General features: G+C 70.2%; 21 protein-coding genes and 1 tRNA gene. 5 read left to right on the forward strand and 17 right to left on the reverse strand.

The window, feature by feature from the left end; genetic code table 11:
- Window positions 1-2: 2 nt before the first annotated feature.
- The 8 genes from ettA to J3S20_RS21825 form a co-directional block, all read right to left on the reverse strand.
- A complete protein-coding gene (gene ettA, locus J3S20_RS21790) occupies window positions 3-1682 on the reverse strand; it encodes an energy-dependent translational throttle protein EttA (RefSeq protein ID WP_216838663.1) in 1680 nt (559 codons plus the stop codon).
- Window positions 1683-2143: 461 nt separating this feature from the next.
- Window positions 2144-2216, reverse strand: a tRNA-Ile gene (locus J3S20_RS21795).
- 33 nt (window positions 2217-2249) lie between these two features.
- Entirely contained in the window at window positions 2250-2918 is a 669-nt protein-coding gene (locus J3S20_RS21800) for an RraA family protein (protein ID WP_216838664.1), read from the reverse strand.
- Window positions 2919-2921: 3 nt separating this feature from the next.
- On the reverse strand, window positions 2922-3710 hold the full coding sequence (locus J3S20_RS21805; RefSeq protein WP_216838665.1) for an ABC transporter permease: 789 nt from the start codon (window positions 3708-3710) through the stop codon (window positions 2922-2924).
- Window positions 3707-4540: an ABC transporter permease gene (locus J3S20_RS21810; RefSeq protein WP_216838666.1), complete on the reverse strand. Its 834-nt coding sequence runs from the start codon at window positions 4538-4540 to the stop codon at window positions 3707-3709. The genes J3S20_RS21805 and J3S20_RS21810 overlap by 4 nt, the downstream gene beginning before the upstream one ends.
- Window positions 4537-5589, reverse strand: a complete 1053-nt coding sequence (locus J3S20_RS21815) for an ABC transporter ATP-binding protein (RefSeq protein WP_216838667.1) — start codon at window positions 5587-5589, stop codon at window positions 4537-4539. Before J3S20_RS21815 ends, J3S20_RS21810 begins: the two co-directional genes overlap by 4 nt.
- Before the next feature lie 10 nt (window positions 5590-5599).
- Entirely contained in the window at window positions 5600-6643 is a 1044-nt protein-coding gene (locus J3S20_RS21820; RefSeq protein ID WP_216838668.1) for an ABC transporter substrate-binding protein, read from the reverse strand.
- 99 nt (window positions 6644-6742) lie between these two features.
- Window positions 6743-7957 carry an E22 family MetX-like putative esterase gene (locus tag J3S20_RS21825; protein ID WP_216838669.1) on the reverse strand — a complete coding sequence of 405 codons (1215 nt, stop codon included), beginning with the start codon at window positions 7955-7957 and terminating at the stop codon, window positions 6743-6745.
- A gap of 155 nt (window positions 7958-8112) precedes the next feature.
- Between J3S20_RS21825 and ppa the strand changes: the two genes are divergently transcribed.
- The 3 genes from ppa to J3S20_RS21840 all read left to right on the forward strand — a co-directional run bounded on the left by ppa (window position 8113) and on the right by J3S20_RS21840 (window position 11401).
- Window positions 8113-8658: an inorganic diphosphatase gene (gene ppa, locus J3S20_RS21830; RefSeq protein ID WP_216838670.1), complete on the forward strand. Its 546-nt coding sequence runs from the start codon at window positions 8113-8115 to the stop codon at window positions 8656-8658.
- A gap of 203 nt (window positions 8659-8861) precedes the next feature.
- Window positions 8862-10994, forward strand: coding sequence for a sodium-translocating pyrophosphatase (locus tag J3S20_RS21835; protein WP_216838671.1), 2133 nt, complete (start codon window positions 8862-8864; stop codon window positions 10992-10994).
- Window positions 10995-11056: 62 nt separating this feature from the next.
- Window positions 11057-11401, forward strand: a complete 345-nt coding sequence (locus tag J3S20_RS21840) for an endonuclease domain-containing protein (RefSeq protein ID WP_216838672.1) — start codon at window positions 11057-11059, stop codon at window positions 11399-11401.
- 122 nt (window positions 11402-11523) lie between these two features.
- On the opposite strand, the gene J3S20_RS21845 is transcribed toward J3S20_RS21840, so the two are convergent.
- Window positions 11524-12306, reverse strand: a complete 783-nt coding sequence (locus J3S20_RS21845; protein WP_216838673.1) for an enoyl-CoA hydratase/isomerase family protein — start codon at window positions 12304-12306, stop codon at window positions 11524-11526.
- 114 nt (window positions 12307-12420) lie between these two features.
- Here J3S20_RS21845 and J3S20_RS21850 point away from each other — a divergent pair, with 114 nt between their 5' ends.
- A complete protein-coding gene (locus tag J3S20_RS21850; protein ID WP_216838674.1) occupies window positions 12421-12936 on the forward strand; it encodes a pyridoxamine 5'-phosphate oxidase family protein in 516 nt (171 codons plus the stop codon).
- 44 nt (window positions 12937-12980) lie between these two features.
- Here J3S20_RS21850 and J3S20_RS21855 read toward each other — a convergent pair whose 3' ends face one another.
- Window positions 12981-13892, reverse strand: coding sequence for an NAD(P)-dependent oxidoreductase (locus tag J3S20_RS21855; protein WP_216838675.1), 912 nt, complete (start codon window positions 13890-13892; stop codon window positions 12981-12983).
- A 9-nt stretch (window positions 13893-13901) separates the two neighbouring features.
- On the reverse strand, window positions 13902-14861 hold the full coding sequence (locus J3S20_RS21860) for a Bug family tripartite tricarboxylate transporter substrate binding protein (RefSeq protein ID WP_216838676.1): 960 nt from the start codon (window positions 14859-14861) through the stop codon (window positions 13902-13904).
- Here J3S20_RS21860 and J3S20_RS21865 point away from each other — a divergent pair.
- Window positions 14860-15060, forward strand: a complete 201-nt coding sequence (locus J3S20_RS21865; protein ID WP_216838677.1) for a hypothetical protein — start codon at window positions 14860-14862, stop codon at window positions 15058-15060. The two genes, J3S20_RS21860 and J3S20_RS21865, sit on opposite strands and share 2 nt — an antisense overlap.
- A 28-nt stretch (window positions 15061-15088) precedes the next feature.
- On the opposite strand, the gene J3S20_RS21870 is transcribed toward J3S20_RS21865, so the two are convergent.
- The 6 genes from J3S20_RS21870 to J3S20_RS21895 all read right to left on the reverse strand — a co-directional run bounded on the left by J3S20_RS21870 (window position 15089) and on the right by J3S20_RS21895 (window position 20106).
- Window positions 15089-15847, reverse strand: a complete 759-nt coding sequence (locus tag J3S20_RS21870; protein ID WP_216838678.1) for a potassium channel family protein — start codon at window positions 15845-15847, stop codon at window positions 15089-15091.
- Window positions 15848-15850: 3 nt separating this feature from the next.
- The gene (locus tag J3S20_RS21875) at window positions 15851-16729 is read right to left on the reverse strand and encodes a 3-hydroxybutyryl-CoA dehydrogenase (RefSeq protein ID WP_216838679.1); all 879 of its coding nucleotides are present in this window, start codon (window positions 16727-16729) and stop codon (window positions 15851-15853) included.
- A gap of 89 nt (window positions 16730-16818) precedes the next feature.
- Complete coding sequence (locus J3S20_RS21880) at window positions 16819-17745, reverse strand: electron transfer flavoprotein subunit alpha/FixB family protein (RefSeq protein WP_216838680.1); 927 nt, start codon at window positions 17743-17745, stop codon at window positions 16819-16821.
- A gap of 2 nt (window positions 17746-17747) precedes the next feature.
- Complete coding sequence (locus J3S20_RS21885; protein ID WP_216838681.1) at window positions 17748-18497, reverse strand: electron transfer flavoprotein subunit beta/FixA family protein; 750 nt, start codon at window positions 18495-18497, stop codon at window positions 17748-17750.
- Between the two features lie 139 nt (window positions 18498-18636).
- Window positions 18637-18831: a twin transmembrane helix small protein gene (locus J3S20_RS21890; RefSeq protein WP_216838682.1), complete on the reverse strand. Its 195-nt coding sequence runs from the start codon at window positions 18829-18831 to the stop codon at window positions 18637-18639.
- Between the two features lie 75 nt (window positions 18832-18906).
- A complete protein-coding gene (locus J3S20_RS21895; protein WP_216838683.1) occupies window positions 18907-20106 on the reverse strand; it encodes an MFS transporter in 1200 nt (399 codons plus the stop codon).
- Window positions 20107-20210 lie beyond the last annotated feature (104 nt).

Below are 20210 nucleotides of genomic sequence, written 5' to 3' on the forward strand. Positions count from 1 at the left end.
CCCTACCTTGCCAGCGGCTTGTATTTGAGGCGGTGCGGCTGATCCGCGGCGGCGCCGAGTCGACGTCGCTTATCCACTTCGTAGGCCTCGAAATTCCCCTCGAACCACTCGACGTGGCTGTCGCCCTCGAAGGCGAGGATGTGCGTGGCCAGGCGGTCGAGGAACCAGCGGTCGTGGCTGATCACCACCGCGCAGCCGGCGAATTCCTCCAACGCATCTTCCAGCGCGCGCAGCGTGTCGATGTCGAGGTCGTTGGTCGGCTCGTCCAGCAGCAGCACATTGTGCTCCCGCTTCAGCATTTTTGCGAGATGCACCCGGTTGCGCTCACCACCGGAGAGCACCCCCACCCGCTTCTGTTGGTCCGCCCCTTTGAAGTTGAAGGCGGCGACATAGGCGCGGGAGGGAATGGTCCGCTTGCCGATGGTGATCTGGTCCATCCCGTCCGAGATCTCCTGCCAGACGGTGCGGTTGTCATCCAGGCTGTCGCGGGACTGGTCGACATAGCCCAGCTTCACCGTGTCGCCGACCACCAGGCTGCCGCCATCGGGCTGCTCCACGCCGGTGATCATCTTGAACAGCGTGGACTTGCCAGCGCCGTTCGGGCCGATGATGCCCACGATGCCGCCGGGCGGCAGCTTGAAGTTCAGATCCTCGATCAGCAGCCGGTTGCCATAGCCCTTGCGAAGCTGGTCGGCGACGATGACGGTATTGCCCAGCCGCGGGGCGGGCGGGATGACGATCTCGGCCTCGCCGCCGGCACGGTCGTTCTGCTTGGCCAGCATCTCCTCATAGGCCGCGATACGGGCCTTGGACTTGGCCTGCCGCGCCGCCGGGCTGCGGCCCATCCATTCCTGCTCCTTGGCCAGCTGGCGCTGCCGCGCGCTTTCCTCCCGCTCCTCCTGCTGCAGGCGCTTGCGCTTCTGGTCGAGATAGGCCGAGTAGTTGCCCTGGTAGGGGAAGCCCCGGCCGCGATCGACCTCCAGGATCCAGTTGGTGACATTGTCCAGGAAGTAGCGGTCGTGCGTCACGATCAGCACGGCGCCGCGATAATCCTTCAGCGTCTGCTCCAGCCAGGCCACCGATTCCGCATCCAGGTGGTTGGTCGGCTCGTCCAGCAGCAGCAGGTCGGGCTTTTCCAGCAGCAGCTTGCACAGCGCGACGCGCCGCTTCTCGCCGCCCGACAGATGCGCCACCTTGCTGTCGAAGGGCGGGCAGCGCAGGGCATCGAGGGCGATCTCGATGCGCCGGTCCAGCTCCCAGCCCTCCGCCGCCTCGATCTTCTCCTGCAACTCGGCCTGCTCGGCGAGCAGATCGTTCATCTGCTCCTCCGTCATCTCCTCGGCGAACTTGTCCGAGATCTCGTTGAAGCGCTTCAGCTGGGCGGTCAGCTCGCCGAAGGCCTCCATGACGTTCTCGCCGACCGTCTTGCTCTCATCGAGATGCGGCTCCTGCGGCAGGTAGCCGACGCGCGCCCCCTCGGCCGCCCAGGCCTCGCCACCGAATTCCTTGTCCTGGCCGGCCATGATCTTCATCAGCGTGGACTTGCCGGCACCGTTCGGGCCGAGCACGCCGATCTTCACATCGGGCAGGAAGGACAGGGTGATGCCCTTGAAGACCTCTCGCCCGCCCGGATAGGACTTGGTGAGGTCTTTCATGACGTAGACGTACTGCCAGGCGGGCATGAGCAGAGGATCCCAGCGCAGAGGATGAAGCGGCGGGTTCTACCGCGCCGGGGGGGCGGATGCCAACCGGCGGTGCGGTTTGCGCGGGGGACAGGGCAAGGCCGGGGAGAAGGTATTCTCCCCGGACCCCTCATCTATTTTTGGGGATTGGGGGCTGCGCCTGCGATGCGCGCGGGAAAGGGAACAGGGATCCGCGCTGCGCGCGGTGCCTCGTGCCTCCGGCGGATTTCGCCCTCGCGCGGCAGTGCCGCGCGCCGCTCCGCGGGCGGAAAAGCAATATGGATCCGCGCTGTGCGCGGTGCCTCATGCCTCCGGCGGATTTCGCCCTCGCGCGGCAGTGCCGCGCGCCGCTCCGCGGGCGGAAAAGCAATATGGATCCGCGCTACGCGCGGTGCCTCATGCCTCCGGCGGATTTCGCCCTCGCGCGGCAGTGCCGCGCGCCGCTCCGCGGGCGGGCGAAATGGGCCCGGAGGGACTCGAACCCCCAACCAAGCCGTTATGAGCGGCCCGCTCTAACCATTGAGCTACAGGCCCAGAGCCCCCGCCTGCATGGCAAGCGCCGCGGCTTCATGCAAGGCCCGCGAGCACCTTGGCCGTCGCGCCGCTGACATCGCCGAGCTTCACGCCCCCGGCTACCCGCGCCTGGGTCGCCAGGCCCCGATCCTGCCGGGCGATGGCGGCGCGGGCTTCTTCCTCCGCCTCGCCCGGCGGCAGCACCAGCACGCCGGACTCGTCAGCCAACACGGCATCGCCCGGCATCACCACCACGCCGCCGATCGAGACCGGCACGTTCATCCGCCCGCCGAGGTCGTAGATGCGGGTGGTGATGGGCGCGAGGCCGCGGCACCACAGCGGAAAAGCGGACGCCTCGACCTCCTCCACGTCGGTGCAGGCACCGTCCACGATACCCGCCTTGGCCCCGGCCGCCTTGGCGGCCACGGTCACGCCGCCGCCCCAGCAGGCATGGCGGTCATCGCCCAGGCGATCCACCACCAGGATATCGCCCGGCCGCAGCAGGCCCAGCGCATGGTGCAGGATGGTGGAATCCGGCCCCGGGCATTGCACCGTCACCGCCGTGCCGGCGACGCGCCGGCGCAGCAGCCCCTGGATCTTGCGATCGACGAAACCCCAGTGGCGCCAATGGCCGACCGTCGCGGTCTCGGTCTGCTCCAGCAGCGCCACCACCTCGGCGCTGATCTGGCCGGGCATGGCTTCGACGACGTAGCGAGCGGGCATTCCTCAATTCCTTCCAACGGCACGGCGGAAGCCCACCAGGCGTTCCACCAGCAGGACAACGGCAAGGGCGACGCCGATCAGCGTCATGGCAAGGGCGGCCACCAGCGGGTCGGTGCGGTTCTCGGCATAGCGGAACATCTCGACCGGCAGGGTGGACAGGCGGGGGCCGACGAGGAACAGGCTGATCACCGTCTCGTCGAAGGATACCAGGAAGCACAGCGCGCCGGCCGCGATGGCGCCGGGGGCGGCCAGCGGCAGGGTCACCCGCAGCGCGGCCCGGAAACGGGTGGCGCCGAGGGTCCAGGCGGCTTCCTCCAGATCCTTCGGCACGCCACCGAAGGCGGTGGTCATGATGCGCACGGCGAAGGGTACGGCGACCATGGCATGGGCCAGCATCAGCCCCGGCCAGGTCGCCGCCAGCCGCATCGGCTGCAGCGCCAGCAGCAAAGCCAGGCCCAGCACCAGCGTCGGCAGCAGCAGCGGCGCCGCCAGGAACCCGGCCAGCGCGCCCCGGCCCGGGAAGTCCAGCCGCGCGATGGCATAGGCCGCCGGCAGCCCCGCGGCCAAGGCAATGGCCGCAACGCCCAGCGCCAGCAGCGCCGAATTGCGCAGCGCCGCCATCAACTGCCCGTTGTCGATCAGCGCCGCATACCAGCGCAGCGAAAATCCCGGCGGCGGGAAGTTGAGGAAATCCCCCGCCGAGAAGGAGATCACCAGCACCAGCAGCGCCGGTGCCAGCAGCAGCGAATAGCCGCAGAAGGCCGCCAGGCGGAGGAACCAGCCCGGCTTCATCGCGGCGCCTCCCGCCCCGCCGTCACGCCGCGCAGCACCATGGCCAGCACCAGCGCGCCCAGCAGCAGCATCGCCAGCGCCGCCGCGGCGGGCCAATCGACCGTCTCCAGCGCCATATCAAAAATCTCGGTCGCCACCACGAAGACGCGGCCGCCGCCCATCAGCCGCGGCGTGACGAAGGCGGAGACACCCAGCACGAAGGCCAGCAGGAAGGCCGCCAGCAGGGCCGGCGCGGCGAGTGGCAGCGTGACGCGCAGGAAGGTGCGGCTGCGCGTCGCGCCTAGCGTCGCCGCCGCTTCCTCCAGCCGCGAATCCAGCCGCGAAAGCCCGGCGATCAGTACCAGGCAGCAATAGGGCATCAGGCTCTCGGTCAGGCCGATGCGCACGCCGGTCAGGTTGTTGATCAGCCGCACGGGGTCGCTGGCGATGCCGAGGCCCGTCAGCAGCGCATTGATCATCCCCTGATCGCCCAGGATCGCCATCCAGCCCACCACCCGCGCGGTGCCGGAGACCAGCAGCGGCGCCACCGCCAGCAGCGCCAGCAGCCCGCGCCAGCGCGGATCGGCGCTGCGGATCAGCAGCGTCACCGGCAAGGCGAGCGCCACCGCCGCCGCGGCGCAGCCGGCGGACAAGGTCACGGTGTTCCAGGCCAGGTCCCAGGTGAAGTCGTCGGTGACGATCTTCGCATAGGTATCGAGCGTCCAGGCCTGCTCCATCGCGCCCATGTCGGTGGTGCGGTTGAAGCTGATGCGGGCCAGCAGCAGCACCGGCCAGACGAAGCCGAGGCCGAGGATCAGCGCCGCCGGCAGGCAGAGAAGCAGGCCGATCACGCCGGGAACACCCGAAGGTCCGCCGGATCGACGCCCAACCGCAGCGCATCGCCCGGCCGTGCCGCGGCGCCCGGCGTGCCGCCCGGCATCTCGGCCAGCAGCCGGCCCGCGGCGCTCTCGCATTCCAGGGTGATGATGTCGCCGGTGTAGATGCGGCGCAGCACCCGCGCCTCCAGCACGTTCTCGGCCGGCGCATCCGGGGTCAGGTGGCGCAGGTGATGCGGGCGGATGAAGACATCGACGCGCCCGGCCGCCGGCGTCTCCGCCGCCTGCAGGGTGACGCCGCCGGCACGCAGCAGCCCCTCGCCGATCACCTCCGCGGCCAGGATGGTGGCGCGGCCGACGAAGGTGGCGACGAAGCGGGTGGCGGGGCGTTCGAAAACCTCCTCCGGCGAGGCCAGCTGTTCGATGCGGCCGCGGTTCATCACGGCCACCAGGTCGGCCATGGCCAGGGCCTCGGTCTGGTCATGGGTGACGAAGACGGTGGTGGTGCCGAGGCGCTGCTGCACGGCGCGGATCTCGTCCCGCACCTCCTCCCGCAGCTTGGCGTCGAGCGCGGAAAGCGGCTCATCCAGCAGCAGCAGGTCCGGCTGTGGCGCCAGGGCGCGGGCGAGGGCCACGCGCTGCTGCTGGCCGCCGGAGAGCTGCCGCGGCTTGCGGGCGGACAGATCCGCAAGCCCCACCAACGCCAGCGCATCCGCCACCCGCTTCGCACGCTCGGCCCGCGCCACGCCGCGCATCTCCAGCCCGAAGGAGACATTGGCGGCCGCCGAGAGATGCGGGAACAGCGCGTAGGACTGGAAGACCACGCCCATGTTGCGCCGGTGCGGCGGCAGCGGCGTCACGTCCCGGCCGGCGACCAGGATGCGCCCGCCATCCGGCGCCTCCAGCCCCGCGATCATGCGCAGCGTCGTGGTCTTGCCGCAGCCGGAGGGGCCGAGAAGCGCCAGCAGCGCCCCCTGCGGCAGGTCAAGGGAGATTCCGTCCACCGCAGGCGTCGCGGTGCCGGGGAAGCGCCGTTCCAGGCGCTCCAGCCGAAGATGGCTCACAGGCGCGGGCTTACCGGCTGGCGGCGGCGATCACCTCTCGGCGCCAGCGCTGGTTCCAGCTGTCGCGCAGGCGCACCATCTCCGACCAGTCGAGCGGGATCACGCGGCTGCGGAATTCCGGCGCCAAAGCGGTGCGGCTGAGCGCGGCGGCGGAGACCTGGGCACGGGAATTGGTCGGGCCGTAGAACATGCGCTCGGTGAAGGCGGCCTGCGCCTCGGGCGAGAGGGCATGCGCCATGAAGGCCAGGCCCTGGGCGCGGTTCTTGGCATTGGCCACCAGGTTGATGGTGTTGATCTGGAAGACGGTGCCTTCCTGCGGCAGCGTCACGCCGATGCGGCCCTGGGACTGGTCGCTGTAGAGCTGCGCGCGGGCGTTCCAGCCGGTGGCGAAGCGCACCTGGTCGTTCAGGATCAGCGTATAGCCATCCGGATTGGGGTCGAAGGTCTGCACACTTGGTGCCAGCTCCCGCAATCTCGGCATGGCCGCATTCAGGTTGCGCCAATTGCCGCCATTGGCATGGGCCAGGATGGCGGTCAGCGCCAGGCCCTGGATATTGGGCGGCGCGGAAAGGGCGACGCGGCCGCGATGCTCGGGCGCCCACATGGCGGCCAGGCTGGTCGGCGCCGGCGTCACCGCGCGGCTGTCATAGACCATCACCAGGTGGTCATAGGTCACCGCCGGGCCGCATTCGCCGCCGGCCTGGCGGCCCTGCTCGTCCACATCGGCGATCACCGGCAGGGTGGAGGCGTCGATCTTCTCCACCAGCCCCTCGGCGCAGGCGATGGCGGCGGTGGTGACATCCATGATCACCACGTCGATCTGCGGATCGGCCCGCTGGGCGCGCAGCGCGCCGAGCATCTGGGCCGAGGTGCCGCCATCGAAATACTGCACGGCCGTGCCGCGCGCGGCGGTGAAGGGGGCGACCACCGTCTGGGTGTAGTTGTCCCGGAAGATGCCGGCATAGGCCTGGAGCGTCATCCGCCCCCCATCCTGGGCCGAGGCGGGCAGGGCCAAAGCCAGGCTGGCAACGGCGGCGAGCAGGGTGCGGCGCATGAGGGGGCTCCCGTTCTTGACCTCCCAGCTTGGCAAGCCGTGCCCCGGCTTGCCAAGCTGGCTTTTACCTGAAATCGCCTATCCGGAGCATGGACTTGCCTAATTCGCCGCCAGGAAGGCGCGAATCCGCTCCGCCAGCGGCGCCATGCCGACCACGCCATTGAGATGACCGAGCGGCCCGGTCACCTCCGCCAGCTCCGCAGGGCGGCCGACGCGCTGCAGGGTGGCCAGCAGGTCCCGGTTCGCCTCCATCAGGAAGACCCGGTCGGTGGGGGAGGCCACGACCAGCCAGCGCGCCCGGCTGCGCGCCAGCGCCGCCTCCGTGCTCGGGTATTCGTTCAGGAAAAGCTGGTTGGCGCGGGTCAGGTAGAGGAAGTGGTTGGCATCCGACATGCGCGCGCGGGCCATTGCCGCCTCGTCGATCGCGCGCTCCGCCTCGAAGCGATCAGCCAGGCGCCGGGCGGGGTCCTGGCCGTCCGGGATGGCGCGGCCGAAGCGGGCGAGCGCCGGGCGGTCCTGCGCATGCACGGTGACGATCTTCAGCGCGGCGGCGAGGCCGGCCACCGGCGGCTCCCGCCCCTGCGCGTAATAGTCGCCGCCGCGCCAGTTCGGGTCGAGGCGGATCGGCGCCTCCCAGATGTCGAGCCAGTTCAGCATCCAGGGGTCGATCTCGCCCCCGCCGATCACAGGCATGACGCGGTCGATCATCTCCGGATAGGCGGCGGCCCATTCGATGGCCTGCAGCGCGCCCATGGAGGGGCCGGTGACGAGGGCCAGGCGCCGCACCCCCAGGCTGTCCAGCAGCTTCTTCTGCACTTCGATGAAGTCGCGCATCGAGACCACGGGGAAATCCGTGCCCCAGTGGCGGCCGGTGGCGGGGTTCATGGAGACCGGGCCGGTGGTGACGGTGCGGCCGTCCCGCACGTTCAGGTTCACCAGCGTGTCGGAGGAGACGACGAAGTAGCGGTTGGTGTCGATGGCGCGGCCGGGGCCCACGATGGCGTCCCAGTAGCCGGGCGGCTGGTCCGCGGCGTAGCGGCCGAAGGCGTGGCTGTTGCCGGAGAAGAAATGCGCCACCAGCACGGCATTGTCGCCCGCCGCATTCAGCGTGCCGGCGGTCTGGTAGCCGATGCGGAGCGTGGGCAAAGTGGTGCCGTTGCGCAGCGTATGGCCGGCCAGCTCGAAGCTGCGCTTTTCCACGATCTCCGTGGCGGCCGGGGTGGCGGCGGAAGGGGGGGTCTGGGCCCGGACCGCCGGCGGCGCGGTCCAGAGCGCGGCGGACATCAGCCCGGCCAGCAGCCAATGCAGGCGCATCCTTTTCGAATCCTTCCCCTGGGGTTTGGCCAAGGGTGGGCCCGCCGCCGGGCGGCACGCAAGCGGGTTTCGCCGGCCGCGCGCCCCCCGGTCGCCTCCCGCCGCGGGGCGCGCTAGGATGGGGCGGAAAACCGCAAGCCAAGGTCCTCCCCGACATGAACCTCGCCAAGATTCCCACCGGCAAGGCCCCGCCGCACGACGTCAATGTGGTGGTCGAAATCCCCCAGGGCAGCCAGGTGAAGTACGAGCTGGACAAGGACAGCGGCGCGGTGGTGGTGGACCGCTTCCTGTTCACGCCGATGGCCTATCCGGCCGCCTATGGCTTCATCCCCGGCACGCTGGCCGATGACGGGGACCCGGCCGATGTGCTGGTGCTGACCCCCGCCCCCGTGGTGCCTGGCTGCGTCATCCGCGCCCGGCCCATCGGCGTGCTGCACATGGAGGACGAGGCCGGATCGGATGAGAAGCTGATCTGCGTGCCGCACGACAAGGTGCACCCGATGTATTCCGGCATCACCAGCGCCGAGGAACTGCCGGAGATCACCCGCCGGTCCATCGAGCACTTCTTCGCTACCTACAAGGACCTCGAATCCGACAAGTGGGTGAAGGTGCGCGGCTGGGGCTCAGCCAGCGAGGCGGCGGATATCATCATGGCCTCCAAGGCGGCCTACGACGCCGAGGCGAAGAAGCCGGCCGAGTAACGACCGGCCGGCCGCAACGGCGCCGGCTCCCGTTATTTTTCTCCCCTGCGCTTGACGGGCGGCGTGGACAGCGCATCCGCCGCCCGGCAAGCTTCCACCGGCCCGCGGCGCGGGCCGGCGACCCGGCGCGGCTCCCCCCGCACCAGGCCCCGGCCCACCGATCGGACCGGGGGGACCAAGAAAAGGGGGAGTTCGTCGCTTTGATGACGCTCGCATTATTGCTGATCATCGTCCTTGGCATGCTGTCCATCGCCTATGGCGTGATCACCGCGAAGGAGGTGCTGGCCCGCGATGCCGGCACCGACCGGATGCAGGAAATCGCCAAGGCCATTCAGGAAGGCGCCAATGCCTATCTGAAGCGCCAGTACATCACCATCTCCGTCGTCGGCGTGGTGCTGTTCTTCGTCATCCTGGCCGCCTTCGGCTTCGGCGGACATGCCTTCGCGGTGGCCATCGGCTTCCTGATCGGCGCGGTCCTGTCGGGGGCCGCGGGCTTCATCGGCATGAACGTCTCCGTCCGCGCCAATGTCCGCACCGCCCAGGCGGCGACGCAGTCCCTCGCCTCCGGCCTGGACGTCGCCTTCAAGTCGGGCGCCATCACCGGCATGCTGGTCGCCGGCCTCGCGCTGCTCGGCGTCGCCACCTATTTCCTGATCCTGGTGCCGATTGGCGGGCTGGCGCCGAACAGCCGGCTGGTGATCGATGCGCTGGTGGCGCTCGGCTTCGGCGCCTCCCTCATCTCCATCTTCGCGCGACTTGGCGGCGGCATCTTCACCAAGGGCGCGGATGTCGGCGGCGACATGGTGGGGAAGGTGGAAGCGGGCATCCCGGAGGATGACCCCCGCAACCCCGCCACCATCGCGGACAATGTGGGCGACAATGTCGGCGACTGCGCCGGCATGGCGGCGGACCTGTTCGAAACCTATGCCGTGACCATGGTGGCGACGATGGTGCTGGCCGCCATCTCGTTCACCGAGGAAGCGCGCATCGCCGGCATGCTGTTCCCGCTGGCCATCGGCGCCGTCTGCGTCGTGACCTCCATCGCCGGCACCTACTTCGTGAAGCTGCCGGCCAACAATTCCATCATGGGCGCGATGTATCGCGGCTTCATCGTCACCGGCGTGCTGTCGCTCGCGGTGCTGCTGCCGCTCTGCTACCTGACCTTCGGCACCGGCACGGTGACGGCGGGCGGGCACAGCTTCGGGGCCTTTGCGCTGTTCCTCTGCGGCGCGGTGGGCCTGGCGGTGACGGCGGCGATCGTGGTGGTGACGGAATACTACACCGGCACGCAGTTCCGGCCGGTGCGGTCCATTGCCGAGGCGTCCCAGACCGGGCACGGCACCAATGTGATCCGCGGCCTGGCAGTCTCGATGGAAAGCACGGCGCTGCCGGCGCTGATCATCATCGCCGGCGTTCTGTCCTCCTATGGCCTGGCGGGCCTCTACGGCATCGCCATCGCCACCACGACGATGCTGGCGCTGGCCGGCATGGTGGTGGCGCTGGATGCCTTCGGGCCGGTGACGGACAATGCGGGCGGCATCGCGGAAATGGCGGGCCTGCCGAGCGAGGTGCGCGTCTCCACCGACGCGCTGGACGCGGTCGGCAATACCACCAAGGCGGTGACCAAGGGCTATGCGATCGGCTCGGCGGGCCTCGGCGCGCTGGTGCTGTTCGCGGCCTATACCCAGGACCTGAACCACTTCATCGCCAATCCGCAGATCTACCCGTATTTCGCGGGCATCGGCGTGATGACCTTCAGCCTGTCCGACCCCTATGTCGTGGTCGGGCTGCTGTTCGGCGGCCTGCTGCCCTACCTGTTCGGCGGCATGTCGATGACCGCGGTGGGGCGTGCCGCCACCGCAGTGGTGGAGGAAGTGCGCCGCCAGTTCCGCGAGCACCCGGGCATCATGACCGGCGCCGAAAAACCGGATTACGGGCGCGCGGTGGACATGCTGACGAAGGCTGCGATCAAGGAGATGATCATCCCCTCGCTGCTGCCGGTGCTGTCGCCGATCGTGGTCTTCTTCGTGATCCTGATGATCGGCGGCAAGGCGGCGGCCTTCTCCGCGCTCGGCGCCATGCTGCTCGGCGTCATCGTCACGGGCTTCTTCGTCGCGGTCAGCATGACCACCGGCGGCGGCGCCTGGGACAATGCGAAGAAATACATCGAGGAAGGCCATTTTGGCGGCAAGGGGTCCGAGGCGCACAAGGCCGCGGTGACCGGCGACACGGTGGGCGATCCCTACAAGGACACCTCCGGCCCGGCGGTGAACCCGATGATCAAGATCACCAACATCGTGGCGCTGCTGCTGCTGGCGATCCTGGCGCATAGCTGAGGGCGCCCGCCTGTCCCTCCCCTGCATTTGCGGGGGAGGGTCGGGGTGGGGGTTCTCCCATCATGCGTGACCCAAGACTCCGCGACATCGCCCGCCGCCTGCGCCGCGATGCGACGGTGGAGGAACGCCGCCTGTGGCGCGCCCTGCGTCAGAACGCCCTGGGCGCCGCCTTCCGCCGCCAGCATCCGATCCCGCCGCATGTCGCAGACTTCGCGTGTCTGGAGGCGAAGCTGGTCGTCGAGGTGGATGGCGGCCAGCACGGGGATGCGCGCGACGCGGCGCGGGATGCGGCGATGACTGCCGCGGGGTGGCGGGTGCTGCGCTACTGGAACAACGAGGTGCGCGCGAACCTGGCGGGGGTGGTGGAGGATATTGCGCGGGTGTTGGGGGAGAGGTTGGGAAGGTAGTTGCGCCAAGCCCCCACCCCGACCCTCCCCCGCTTCGCAGGGGAGGGAGCAGCCTTCTCCCTCCCCCGTGCTTACGGGGGAGGGTCGGGGTGGGGGCTTGCGACCTGCCCTGGTAGGGCGCCTCAGCGCCCCCTGAACACCGGCTTCCGCTTCTCAACAAAGGCCCGCGTCGCCTCCCGGAAATCCTCGGTATAGGGAAAACTCCGGCTCGCCTCGTACTGGACCTCGGTGATCGGCAGCGCCCCGCGCAGTTCCTGCAGCGCCCGCTTATGAAAACGGTTGGCGAGCGGTGCGCCCTGGCTGATGCGATGCGCCATGGCCAGCGCCTCATCCTGCACCGCCTCATCGGCCACGAGGCGGGACAGCAGGCCCTTCTCATAGGCCTCCTGGCCGGTGAAGACGCGGCCTTCCACCAGCATCTCCATGGCGACCGCATAGCCCACCGACTGCAGGATCGGGTCCAGCTCGTCATAGGCATAGAAGATGTTCAGGTTGCGGGCGGGAATGCCCATCCGTGTCGAGGGGCCGCCCACCCGGAAATCGGCCAGCGTCGCCAGCCCCGCCCCGCCGCCCATGGTCCAGCCGCGGCAGGCGGCGACCACCGGGTGCCGGCACTTGCGCAGCGACTGGAAGCTGCGGCCGATCTCCGCGGCATAGACCGCCTCGCGCTCCGGCGTGCCGCGCTCCGTCTGGAAGGCGGCGATATCGGCGCCGGCGCAGAAGGCTTCCTCGCCGGCGCCACGCAGCACGACGCAGCGCAGTTCGTCATCGGCGGAGCAACCCTCCACCGCCTCCGCCAGGGCGATCCACATGGGCAGGTCCATGGCATTGCGCTTGGCCGGCCGGTCGATGGTGAGGATGGCGATGGGGCCATCCCGCTCAAGCTTGATGAGGGGGTGCGACATGGCGCCGACCGTAACGCCAGGCCGCGCCGCTTGCCAGATGGCCCCGGGCAACCTCGGCAGGCAACCGCGGCGCGGTCCATCCGTTCTGCACGCGACCGAAGACAGGAGCGCAGCATGACCGAGACACGCACCGACCAGGAAGCCCGCGACAAGGTGTGGGAGCTGATCCGGGATATCGAGGTGGCGACCATGGTCACCCTCGACAGCCAGGGCCATATGCGCGGCCGCCCGATGCGCGCGGTGGAGCTGAAGGAATTCGAAGGCACGCTGTGGTTCTTCACCAGCGTCGGCTCGCCGAAGGTCGAGGAGATCCGGGAGGATGAGCGCGTGCTGCTCGCCTATGCCGAACCCTCCGACCAGAACTATGTCTCCGTCTCCGGCACCGCGCGGGTGATCCGCGACGTGGCGAAGCAGAAGGAGATGTGGTCGGAGCCGCTGCGCACCTGGTTCCCGAACGGGCCCGAGGATGCCAATGCCGCGCTGCTGAAGGTGGTGGTGGAAGGCGCCGAATACTGGGACGCCCCCTCCTCCACGCTGCTGCACGCCTTCGGCTATGTGAAGGCGCGCATCACCGGGGAACCGCCGAAGGCTGGCGAGAACGACAAGGTGTCCTTCAAGCGCCCGGCATAGGCCTTTTCAGGGCCGCGTGATTCCCGCTTCCGGCCATGCGGCCTTCAGCGATCACGCGGCACACCCGACAAGTCAGCGACCAGCGCGCCCACGGAGGCGCTGTCCAGCCCGCCACGGCCGGAGGTACAGAGCGCCTCCAGCATCTGTGCCGTCAGCGCCGTGGCGGGGGCGAAGACCGCATGGTCCCGCATGGCGGTGGCGGACAGGCGCAGGTCCTTGCGCATGAGCTCCGCCCGGAAGCCCGGCGCGAAATTGCCGGCCAGCATGCGCGCGGCGTGGTTCTCCATGACGAAGCTGGCCGCGCTGCCGCCGCGCAGCGCCTGGCGCATCTTCTCGCCGTCCAGCCCGGCCTTGGCGCCGAGTGCCAGGGCTTCGGCCACCGCCAGCATGGTCGTCGCCACGATCAGCTGGTTGGCCGACTTGCACACCTGGCCGGCGCCGGCCGGGCCGAGATGGGTCAGGGTCTTGCCCATGGCCCGGAAGCAGGGCTCGGCGCGGGCGAAGGCGGCTTCGTCACCGCCCACCATGCAGGTCAGCGTGCCGTCCAGCGCCCCCTTCGGCCCGCCGGAAACTGGGCTGTCCAGCAGGATGGCGCCGGTTTCCGCCGCCAGGCGCGCGGCGAAGCCGGCCGCCGCGGTGGCGGAGATGGTCGAAAAATCGACCACCACCGTGCCCGGCGCCACGCCCTGTGCCACGCCATCCGGGCCGAACAGCACCGCCTCGACATCCGGCGTATCGGGCAGGCAGAGCGCCACGAAGGCGGCGCCGCGCGCGGCTTCCGCCGGCGTCGCGGCCCAGCGCGCGCCGCCGGTCTCCAGCGCCGCCGCCTTGCCGCGGCTGCGATTGGTCACCGTCAGGGCGAAGCCGGCCTTGGCCAGGTTGGCCGCCATGGCGCCGCCCATGACGCCGAGGCCCACGAAGGCAACGGGGGCAGGCGGCTGGATGGTTCCGGTCATGCGCGCTCCTCAGCTCCGCCGCATGGCGGCGCGGATATTGTCCAGCAGCGTGTCCATGTCGCGCTGGAAATCGGCGCCATTGGCATAGCCATCGGCCTCCCCGGTGCTTTCCATGAAGCGCTGCCAGCCGGGCGTGGCCATGCCCCGGCGGAAGCGGTCGTGCAGATAGGTCACCATCTCCGGCGTCATGCCCGCCGGGCCCACCCAGCCCTTCATATTGTCCGCCACGAGATCGATCCCGAGCTCCCGCAGCGTCGGCACCTGCGGATAGGCCGGCATGCGCTGGGCGGAGGCGCAGGCCAGTGGCAGGATGTCGCCCGAGGCCGCAAGCCCGCGCAGCTCGTCCGAGGCCTGCACCACCAAATCCACCTGCCCCGCCAGCAGCGCCTGCTGCTGCGGCCCGCCGCCGGTATAGGGGACGTGCAGCAGCTCCGTCCCCGTGGCGCGGCCCAGCATGATGAAGATGGAATGCGACAGCGTGCCGACGCCGGAGGAGCCATGCGTCAGCGCCTCCGGCCGCGCCTTCGCCGCCTCGATCGCCTGCTGCATGGTGGCGAAGCGGCCGCCCTTGCCGCGGGCGCAGATGAAATGCGCGTTGCGCGTCAGCCGGATGACGGAGGTGAAGGACCGCTTCGGGTCATAGGGCAGGTCCCGATGCGCGGGCAGGGAGGTGCTCTCGGACCCGCCGGCGATCAGCAGCGTATGGCCATCCGGCGCCGCGCGGCTGACGAATTCGGCGGCGATGGCCCCGCCGGCGCCGGGCCGGTTCACCACCACCAGCGGCTGCGGGAACAGCGGCGCCGCGGCCTCCGCGATGGTGCGGGCGATGATGTCGGACCCGCCGCCGGGGGCGAAGCCGACGATCAGCTGGATCGGCCGCGTCGGCTCCCAGCCCGGCTGGGCCTGGGCGGGGCGGATGAAGGGCAGGATGAAGGGGGCGGCCAGAAGGCCGCGTCGGCGCATCTTCATGAAGCTTCTCCCGGTTCCGGCCGTCTGCGCGGCCCAGGCGGGAAACATGGCGGGACTGCCGACAGTCGGCAACCTCGCGGGCCGCGCGCGGGGTCGTCCCTACGCCATTGATGGCGACCTGCGCCCGCCGCAGGCGGGCGAGCGGCCGGATGGCCGCCGCGCCCAGTGGCGCGTGGCCGAGCGCAGCGCCGGCGATTGAGGGCGGATTGGTCACAATCCGCGGGACATCAGTCGCCGTCGTCAGGGATGTTCAGCTGGATGCCGCAGGCCTTGCAATGCACCGCATCCGTATCGTGCCGACCCAGGCCGCAGCTCGGGCACCGAAAGTTCACCTTCAGCGGACGGAACAGGGCCTGGGCCAGCCGCAGAAACAGCGTGACGCCGGCCAGCATGATCAGCACGGTCAGCAGCCGGCCCCAGGTGCCATCCAGCGTGATGTCGCCGAAGCCGGTGGTGGTCAGGGCCGCCACCGTGAAATACAGCGCATCCGCCCAGTTCGCGATGTCCGGGTTGCGCGCATATTGCGTGGCATGGACGATGCCGGTCATCACGGCGATGAAAACCAGCAGGTCCGCCGCCGCGATCGGCGCATCCGGGTTGCGGCGGAACACCGGCAGGTCGCGCCGCAGCTTGGCCACCAGCCGGGCGGAGCGCAGCAGCCGCAGCGTCCGCAGGCTGCGCAGGAAGCCCCAGCCGGGCGCGAAGGGCGCCAGCAGGAAGGCGATGACGGCCAGCAGGTCGGCGATGCCGGCCGGATGCGCCAATTCGCGCCAGGGCTGAGGGCTGGCGCGCAGGCGCAGCAACAGTTCGGTGCCCAGCACCAGGCCGAAGGCGAAATCCACCAGCCGCAGCGCCGGGCCCTGCGGCAGGAAGGATTCGATGATCACCCAGGCCAGCGCCGCCAGGTCCAGCGCCAGCAGCCCATAGCCGGCACGGATGCCGACCCGGCCGGCGATCCTGTCGAAGGCGCCGACCTCGCCGGGCATCGGCTAGCGCGTCGGCTTCGGCGGCGTGGTGCCGTAGTCGTAGAAGCCGCGGCCGGATTTGCGGCCGAGCCAGCCCGCCTCGACGTATTTCTGCAGCAGGGGGCTCGGGCGGTACTTCGGGTCGCCCATGCCTTCCTGCAGCACGCGCAGCACGGCGAGGCAGGTGTCCAGGCCGATATAATCCGCCAGTTCCAGCGGCCCCATCGGGTGGTTGCAGCCCAGCTTCATGCCGGCGTCGATGGAAGCGACATCGCCCACGCCCTCATGCAGGGCGAAGCAGGCCTCGTTGATCATCGGCAGCAGGATGCGGTTGACGATGAAGGCCGGGTAGTCGGCGGCATAGGCCACCGTCTTGCCCATCCGTTCGGCCAGCGCGGCCACGGCCTCGACCGTCGCGTCATCGGTCGCCAGGCCGCGGATCACCTCGACCAGCTTCATCAGCGGCACGGGGTTGAAGAAGTGCATGCCAACGAAGCGGCCGGGCCGGTCGGTGGCCGCCGCCAGCCGCGTGATGGGGATGGAGGAGGTGTTGGAGGCCACCAGCGCATCCGGCTTCAGATGCGGGGTCAGCGTCGCAAAAATCTTGTTCTTGATGTCCTCGCGCTCGGTCGCGGCCTCGATCACCAGGTCGCAATCGCCGAAGGCGGCGTAGTCCGTGCTGGTGGCGATGCGGCCCAGCGCCGCGTCGCGGTCGGCCTGCGTCAGCGTGCCCTTGGAAACCTGGCGGTCCATGTTCTTCGCCAGCGTGGCCATGCCCTTGTCGAGCGCGGCCTGCGCCACGTCGAGCAGCACCACATCGAGGCCGGACTGGGCGGCGACATGGGCGATGCCATTGCCCATCTGGCCGGCGCCGATGACGCCGATCTTTTGCAACTTGGTCATCGTGGTCTCCGCCGGGTGGAGGTGGCGCGGGACGGCAGGCCCCCCACCCAACCCTCCCCCCCCAGGTGGGGAAGAGGGCTTTGAAAAGACTACTTCTTGTCGAGGGCGACTTCGAGCTCGGGGATCACCTTGAAGACGTCGCCGACCAGGCCGTAATCGGCCACCGAGAAGATCGGCGCCTCCTCGTCCTTGTTGATGGCGACGATCACCTTGCTGTCCTTCATGCCGGCCAGGTGCTGGATGGCGCCCGAGATGCCGAAGGCCATGTAGAGCTCCGGCGCCACGATCTTGCCGGTCTGGCCGACCTGCATGTCGTTATGCGCATAGCCCGCATCGACCGCGGCGCGGGAGGCGCCGATGGCCGCCCCCAGCCGGTCCGCGATCCCGTCCAGGATCTTGAAGTTCTCCAGCGAGCCGAGCGCACGGCCGCCGGAGACGACGACGCGCGCCGCGGTCAGCTCCGGCCGCTCCAGCTTCACCAGCTCCGATCCCAGGAAGCTGGAAATGCCGGGGTCATGGGCGGCGGGCGCGTCCTCGATCGGGGCATTGCCGCCTTCGGCCGGGGCCGGGTCGAAGCTGGCCGCGCGAACCGTCAGCACCTTGGTCGCATCCGCGCTTTTGACCGTCGCCAGCGCATTTCCGGCATAGATGAAGCGCTGGAAGGTGTCGGGGGATTCGACGCCGGCGATGTCGGAGATGATCTGCACGTCGAGGAGGGCGGCGACGCGCGGCATCACGTTCTTCCCCGCGGTGCTGCCGGGGGCGACCAGGTGCGAATAGCCGGGGGCGAGGGAGACCAGCAGGGCCGCCAGAGGCTCCGCCAGCCCATGCTCGGCGACCACGCCGCCGGCGACCAGCACCTTGGACACGCCGGGCAGGGCTGCGGCCGCGGCCGCGTCGTCGCGATGCATCACCAGCACATGCACATCGCCGCCGATCTGCGTGGCAGCGGTCAGCGCGCTGCGCGTCGGCTGGGTCAGCGGGTTGCCGCGATCGGCCAGAAGCAGGATGGACATGGTCAGATCACCTTCGCTTCGTTGCGCAGCTTGTCCACCAGCTCGGCGACGCTGGCCACCTTCACGCCGGCGCTGCGCTTCGGCGGCTCCACCACCTTCAGCACGGTCAGGCGCGGCGCGGTATCGACGCCGAGGTCGCCCGGCTTCACCGTCTCGATCGGCTTTTTCCGGGCTTTCATGATGTTGGGCAGGGAGGCGTAGCGCGGCTCGTTCAGGCGCAGGTCGGCCGTCACGATGGCGGGCAGCGTCAGCGCCAGCGTCTCGAGGCCGCCGTCGATCTCGCGCGTCACCTTGGCCGTGCCGCCGTCCAGCTCCACCTTGCTGGCATAGGTGCCCTGGGCCCAGCCCAGCAGCGCGGCCAGCATCTGGCCGGTGGCGTTCATGTCGTCGTCGATGGCCTGCTTGCCCATCAGGATCAGCTGCGGGCCTTCCTTCTCGACCAGCGCCTTGAGGATCTTGGCGACCGCCAGCGGCTCCACCGTGCCCTCGGCCTCCACCAGGATGCCGCGATCGGCGCCCATGGCGAGTGCGGTGCGGATCTGTTCCTGCGCCGCGGCGGGGCCGACGGAGACGGCGACGATCTCGGTCGCCGCGCCCTTTTCCTTCAGGCGCACCGCTTCCTCGACCGCGATTTCATCGAAGGGGTTCATGGACATCTTGACGTTCGCCGTCTCGACGCCCGTGCCGTCCGCCTTCACGCGGACCTTGACGTTGTAGTCGACCACCCGCTTGACGGGGACAAGGATTTTCATGGAGTGCCGGGTCCCTGGTCCGGCGCTGGAAGGCGGCGCCGGGCGCATCGCGCAATTGCGAAAAATGGGGCGAAAACGGCGCCGACCATAGGGCGGGCGCTTCGCGCGGGCAAGGCGGGGCCGCCGCGGCGGCCGGGCGCTACCCGCGCGCCATCAGCAGCAGCAGGAACAGCACCAGGGTCAGCCCCTGCAGCGAGACGCGCCAGCGCATCAGCTTGTTGGAGCGGGCGCCGCCGGCCGTCTCGTTGCGCGCCAGGCCCACCATGCCGGCGAGCATCACGCCGAGGGTGGCGAACATGGAAAGGCCCACCAGGACCGTCAGGAAGGTCGTCATGGGGGCAAGATGGCACGTCCCGCCGTGGGGGCAAGCCAGTCCGCGAAGATCCCGGCGCCGGGCGCCGGCAACTTCCTAACGCCGTGCCCCGGCGATCGCGATGGCCCCCACCGTCACCGCCACCACGCACATGCCGAAGCCCGCGGCATAGCTGCCTGTCAGGCCGATCAGGCCGGAAAAGGCGGGGGGTGCGACCAGCATGGTCATGCCGAAGGCGAAGGACAGCGCCGCGGTGGCGCCGCCGACCTGGCCGGGCGGGGCCAGGCGCGCGGCCTCGGCCAGCATCACCCCGTTCCAGCCCACCGCCGTGGCGCCCATCACCATCCCGGCACCGGCCACCAGGACGGTGGGCCAGCCGGGACCCGCCAGGGCCAGCGCCAGCCCCGCCAGCCCCGCCCCCACCCCGCAGGCCACCAGCACGTGGGTGGCGCCCAGCCGGTCCGCCAGCAGCGCCCAGAAGACGCGCCCGATGACGCCGGAGGCCTGGGCCAGGGCCAGGTAGAGCCCGGCCTCGGCCAGGCTGGTGCCGAGGCTGGCCACCTGGAAGCCGACGAAGAAGGTGGAGAAGCAGAACTGCGCGATGCCGTAGCCGCAGGCCATCACGGTCAGACGCGCCAAATCCTTGTCCGTCCGCAGCAGGCCGAGATTGGCCGCCGATTCGCGCAGCACCGCCAGCAGCCCGGCGCTGGCGCCCGGCCGGTCCCGCTCCACATCCAGGCCCGCGCGCAGCGGCTGGATGGCCAGCGCCACGGCGAAGGCGATGCAGGCGATGCAGAGGATGCTGGCGCGCCAGCCGAACCATAGCGCCAGCGCCGGGGCCAGCGCCGCCACCACCATGGCGCCCAGCGGCACCCCGGCCTGCTTCAGGCTGAAGACCAGCGCCCGCCGCCGCGCCGGCGTATGGGCCGCGATCAAATGGCTGCCACCCGGCGTCACCGGCCCATGCCCCATGCCGGCCAGCAGGGCGGAGGCGGCGAGCGCCACCGGATGGCCCAAGGCCGCCAGGGCGATGCCGCAGCCCAGCACCCCCATCGCCACCTGCAGCATCCGCACGCCCCCCCAGCGGCGGATCAGCGGCCCGGTCAGCGGGCCCGTCACCAGCGCCCCGGCATAGACCAGCGCGGTATGCAGCCCGGCCAGGCTGGCCGGCACGCCGGTCTCGGCGGCCATGGCGGGGGCCAGGACGGGCACGGTCAGGAAGGCCCCCATCCCGGCCAGGTGCACGGCCATCAGGGCCAGCATGATGAGGGGCAAAGCGGGGGTGGGGGCTGTCACGCGCGCATCCTCGGCCGGGATGCGCTGCGCTGCAACATGGCGGGAGCGCGGAGGCGCGCCCGGGCCTTCAGGGTTGACCTTCGGCAGACGCAGGGGGATCACGC

The sequence above is a fragment of the Falsiroseomonas tokyonensis genome, from assembly GCF_019024325.1.
GTDB classification, from domain to species: Bacteria; Pseudomonadota; Alphaproteobacteria; order Acetobacterales; family Acetobacteraceae; genus Falsiroseomonas; species Falsiroseomonas tokyonensis.

Bases quoted from the DNA above. Each gene is read 5' to 3' on its own strand.
- J3S20_RS21870 (WP_216838678.1), bottom strand. From the start codon at position 15,847: ATGCCCGGCGAGGTCGGCGCCTTCGACAGGATCGCCGGCCGGGTCGGC.
- J3S20_RS21820 (WP_216838668.1), bottom strand. From the start codon at position 6,643: ATGCGCCGCACCCTGCTCGCCGCCGTTGCCAGCCTGGCTTTGGCCCTG.
- J3S20_RS21840 (WP_216838672.1), top strand. From the start codon at position 11,057: ATGCGTGACCCAAGACTCCGCGACATCGCCCGCCGCCTGCGCCGCGAT.
- J3S20_RS21835 (WP_216838671.1), top strand. From the start codon at position 8,862: ATGACGCTCGCATTATTGCTGATCATCGTCCTTGGCATGCTGTCCATC.
- J3S20_RS21850 (WP_216838674.1), top strand. From the start codon at position 12,421: ATGACCGAGACACGCACCGACCAGGAAGCCCGCGACAAGGTGTGGGAG.
- ettA (WP_216838663.1), bottom strand. From the start codon at position 1,682: ATGCCCGCCTGGCAGTACGTCTACGTCATGAAAGACCTCACCAAGTCC.
- J3S20_RS21805 (WP_216838665.1), bottom strand. From the start codon at position 3,710: ATGAAGCCGGGCTGGTTCCTCCGCCTGGCGGCCTTCTGCGGCTATTCG.
- J3S20_RS21880 (WP_216838680.1), bottom strand. From the start codon at position 17,745: ATGTCCATCCTGCTTCTGGCCGATCGCGGCAACCCGCTGACCCAGCCG.
- J3S20_RS21890 (WP_216838682.1), bottom strand. From the start codon at position 18,831: ATGACGACCTTCCTGACGGTCCTGGTGGGCCTTTCCATGTTCGCCACC.
- J3S20_RS21825 (WP_216838669.1), bottom strand. From the start codon at position 7,957: ATGCGCCTGCATTGGCTGCTGGCCGGGCTGATGTCCGCCGCGCTCTGG.
- J3S20_RS21855 (WP_216838675.1), bottom strand. From the start codon at position 13,892: ATGACCGGAACCATCCAGCCGCCTGCCCCCGTTGCCTTCGTGGGCCTC.
- J3S20_RS21845 (WP_216838673.1), bottom strand. From the start codon at position 12,306: ATGTCGCACCCCCTCATCAAGCTTGAGCGGGATGGCCCCATCGCCATC.
- J3S20_RS21875 (WP_216838679.1), bottom strand. From the start codon at position 16,729: ATGACCAAGTTGCAAAAGATCGGCGTCATCGGCGCCGGCCAGATGGGC.
- J3S20_RS21865 (WP_216838677.1), top strand. From the start codon at position 14,860: ATGAAGCTTCTCCCGGTTCCGGCCGTCTGCGCGGCCCAGGCGGGAAAC.
- J3S20_RS21800 (WP_216838664.1), bottom strand. From the start codon at position 2,918: ATGCCCGCTCGCTACGTCGTCGAAGCCATGCCCGGCCAGATCAGCGCC.
- ppa (WP_216838670.1), top strand. From the start codon at position 8,113: ATGAACCTCGCCAAGATTCCCACCGGCAAGGCCCCGCCGCACGACGTC.
- J3S20_RS21885 (WP_216838681.1), bottom strand. From the start codon at position 18,497: ATGAAAATCCTTGTCCCCGTCAAGCGGGTGGTCGACTACAACGTCAAG.
- J3S20_RS21860 (WP_216838676.1), bottom strand. From the start codon at position 14,861: ATGAAGATGCGCCGACGCGGCCTTCTGGCCGCCCCCTTCATCCTGCCC.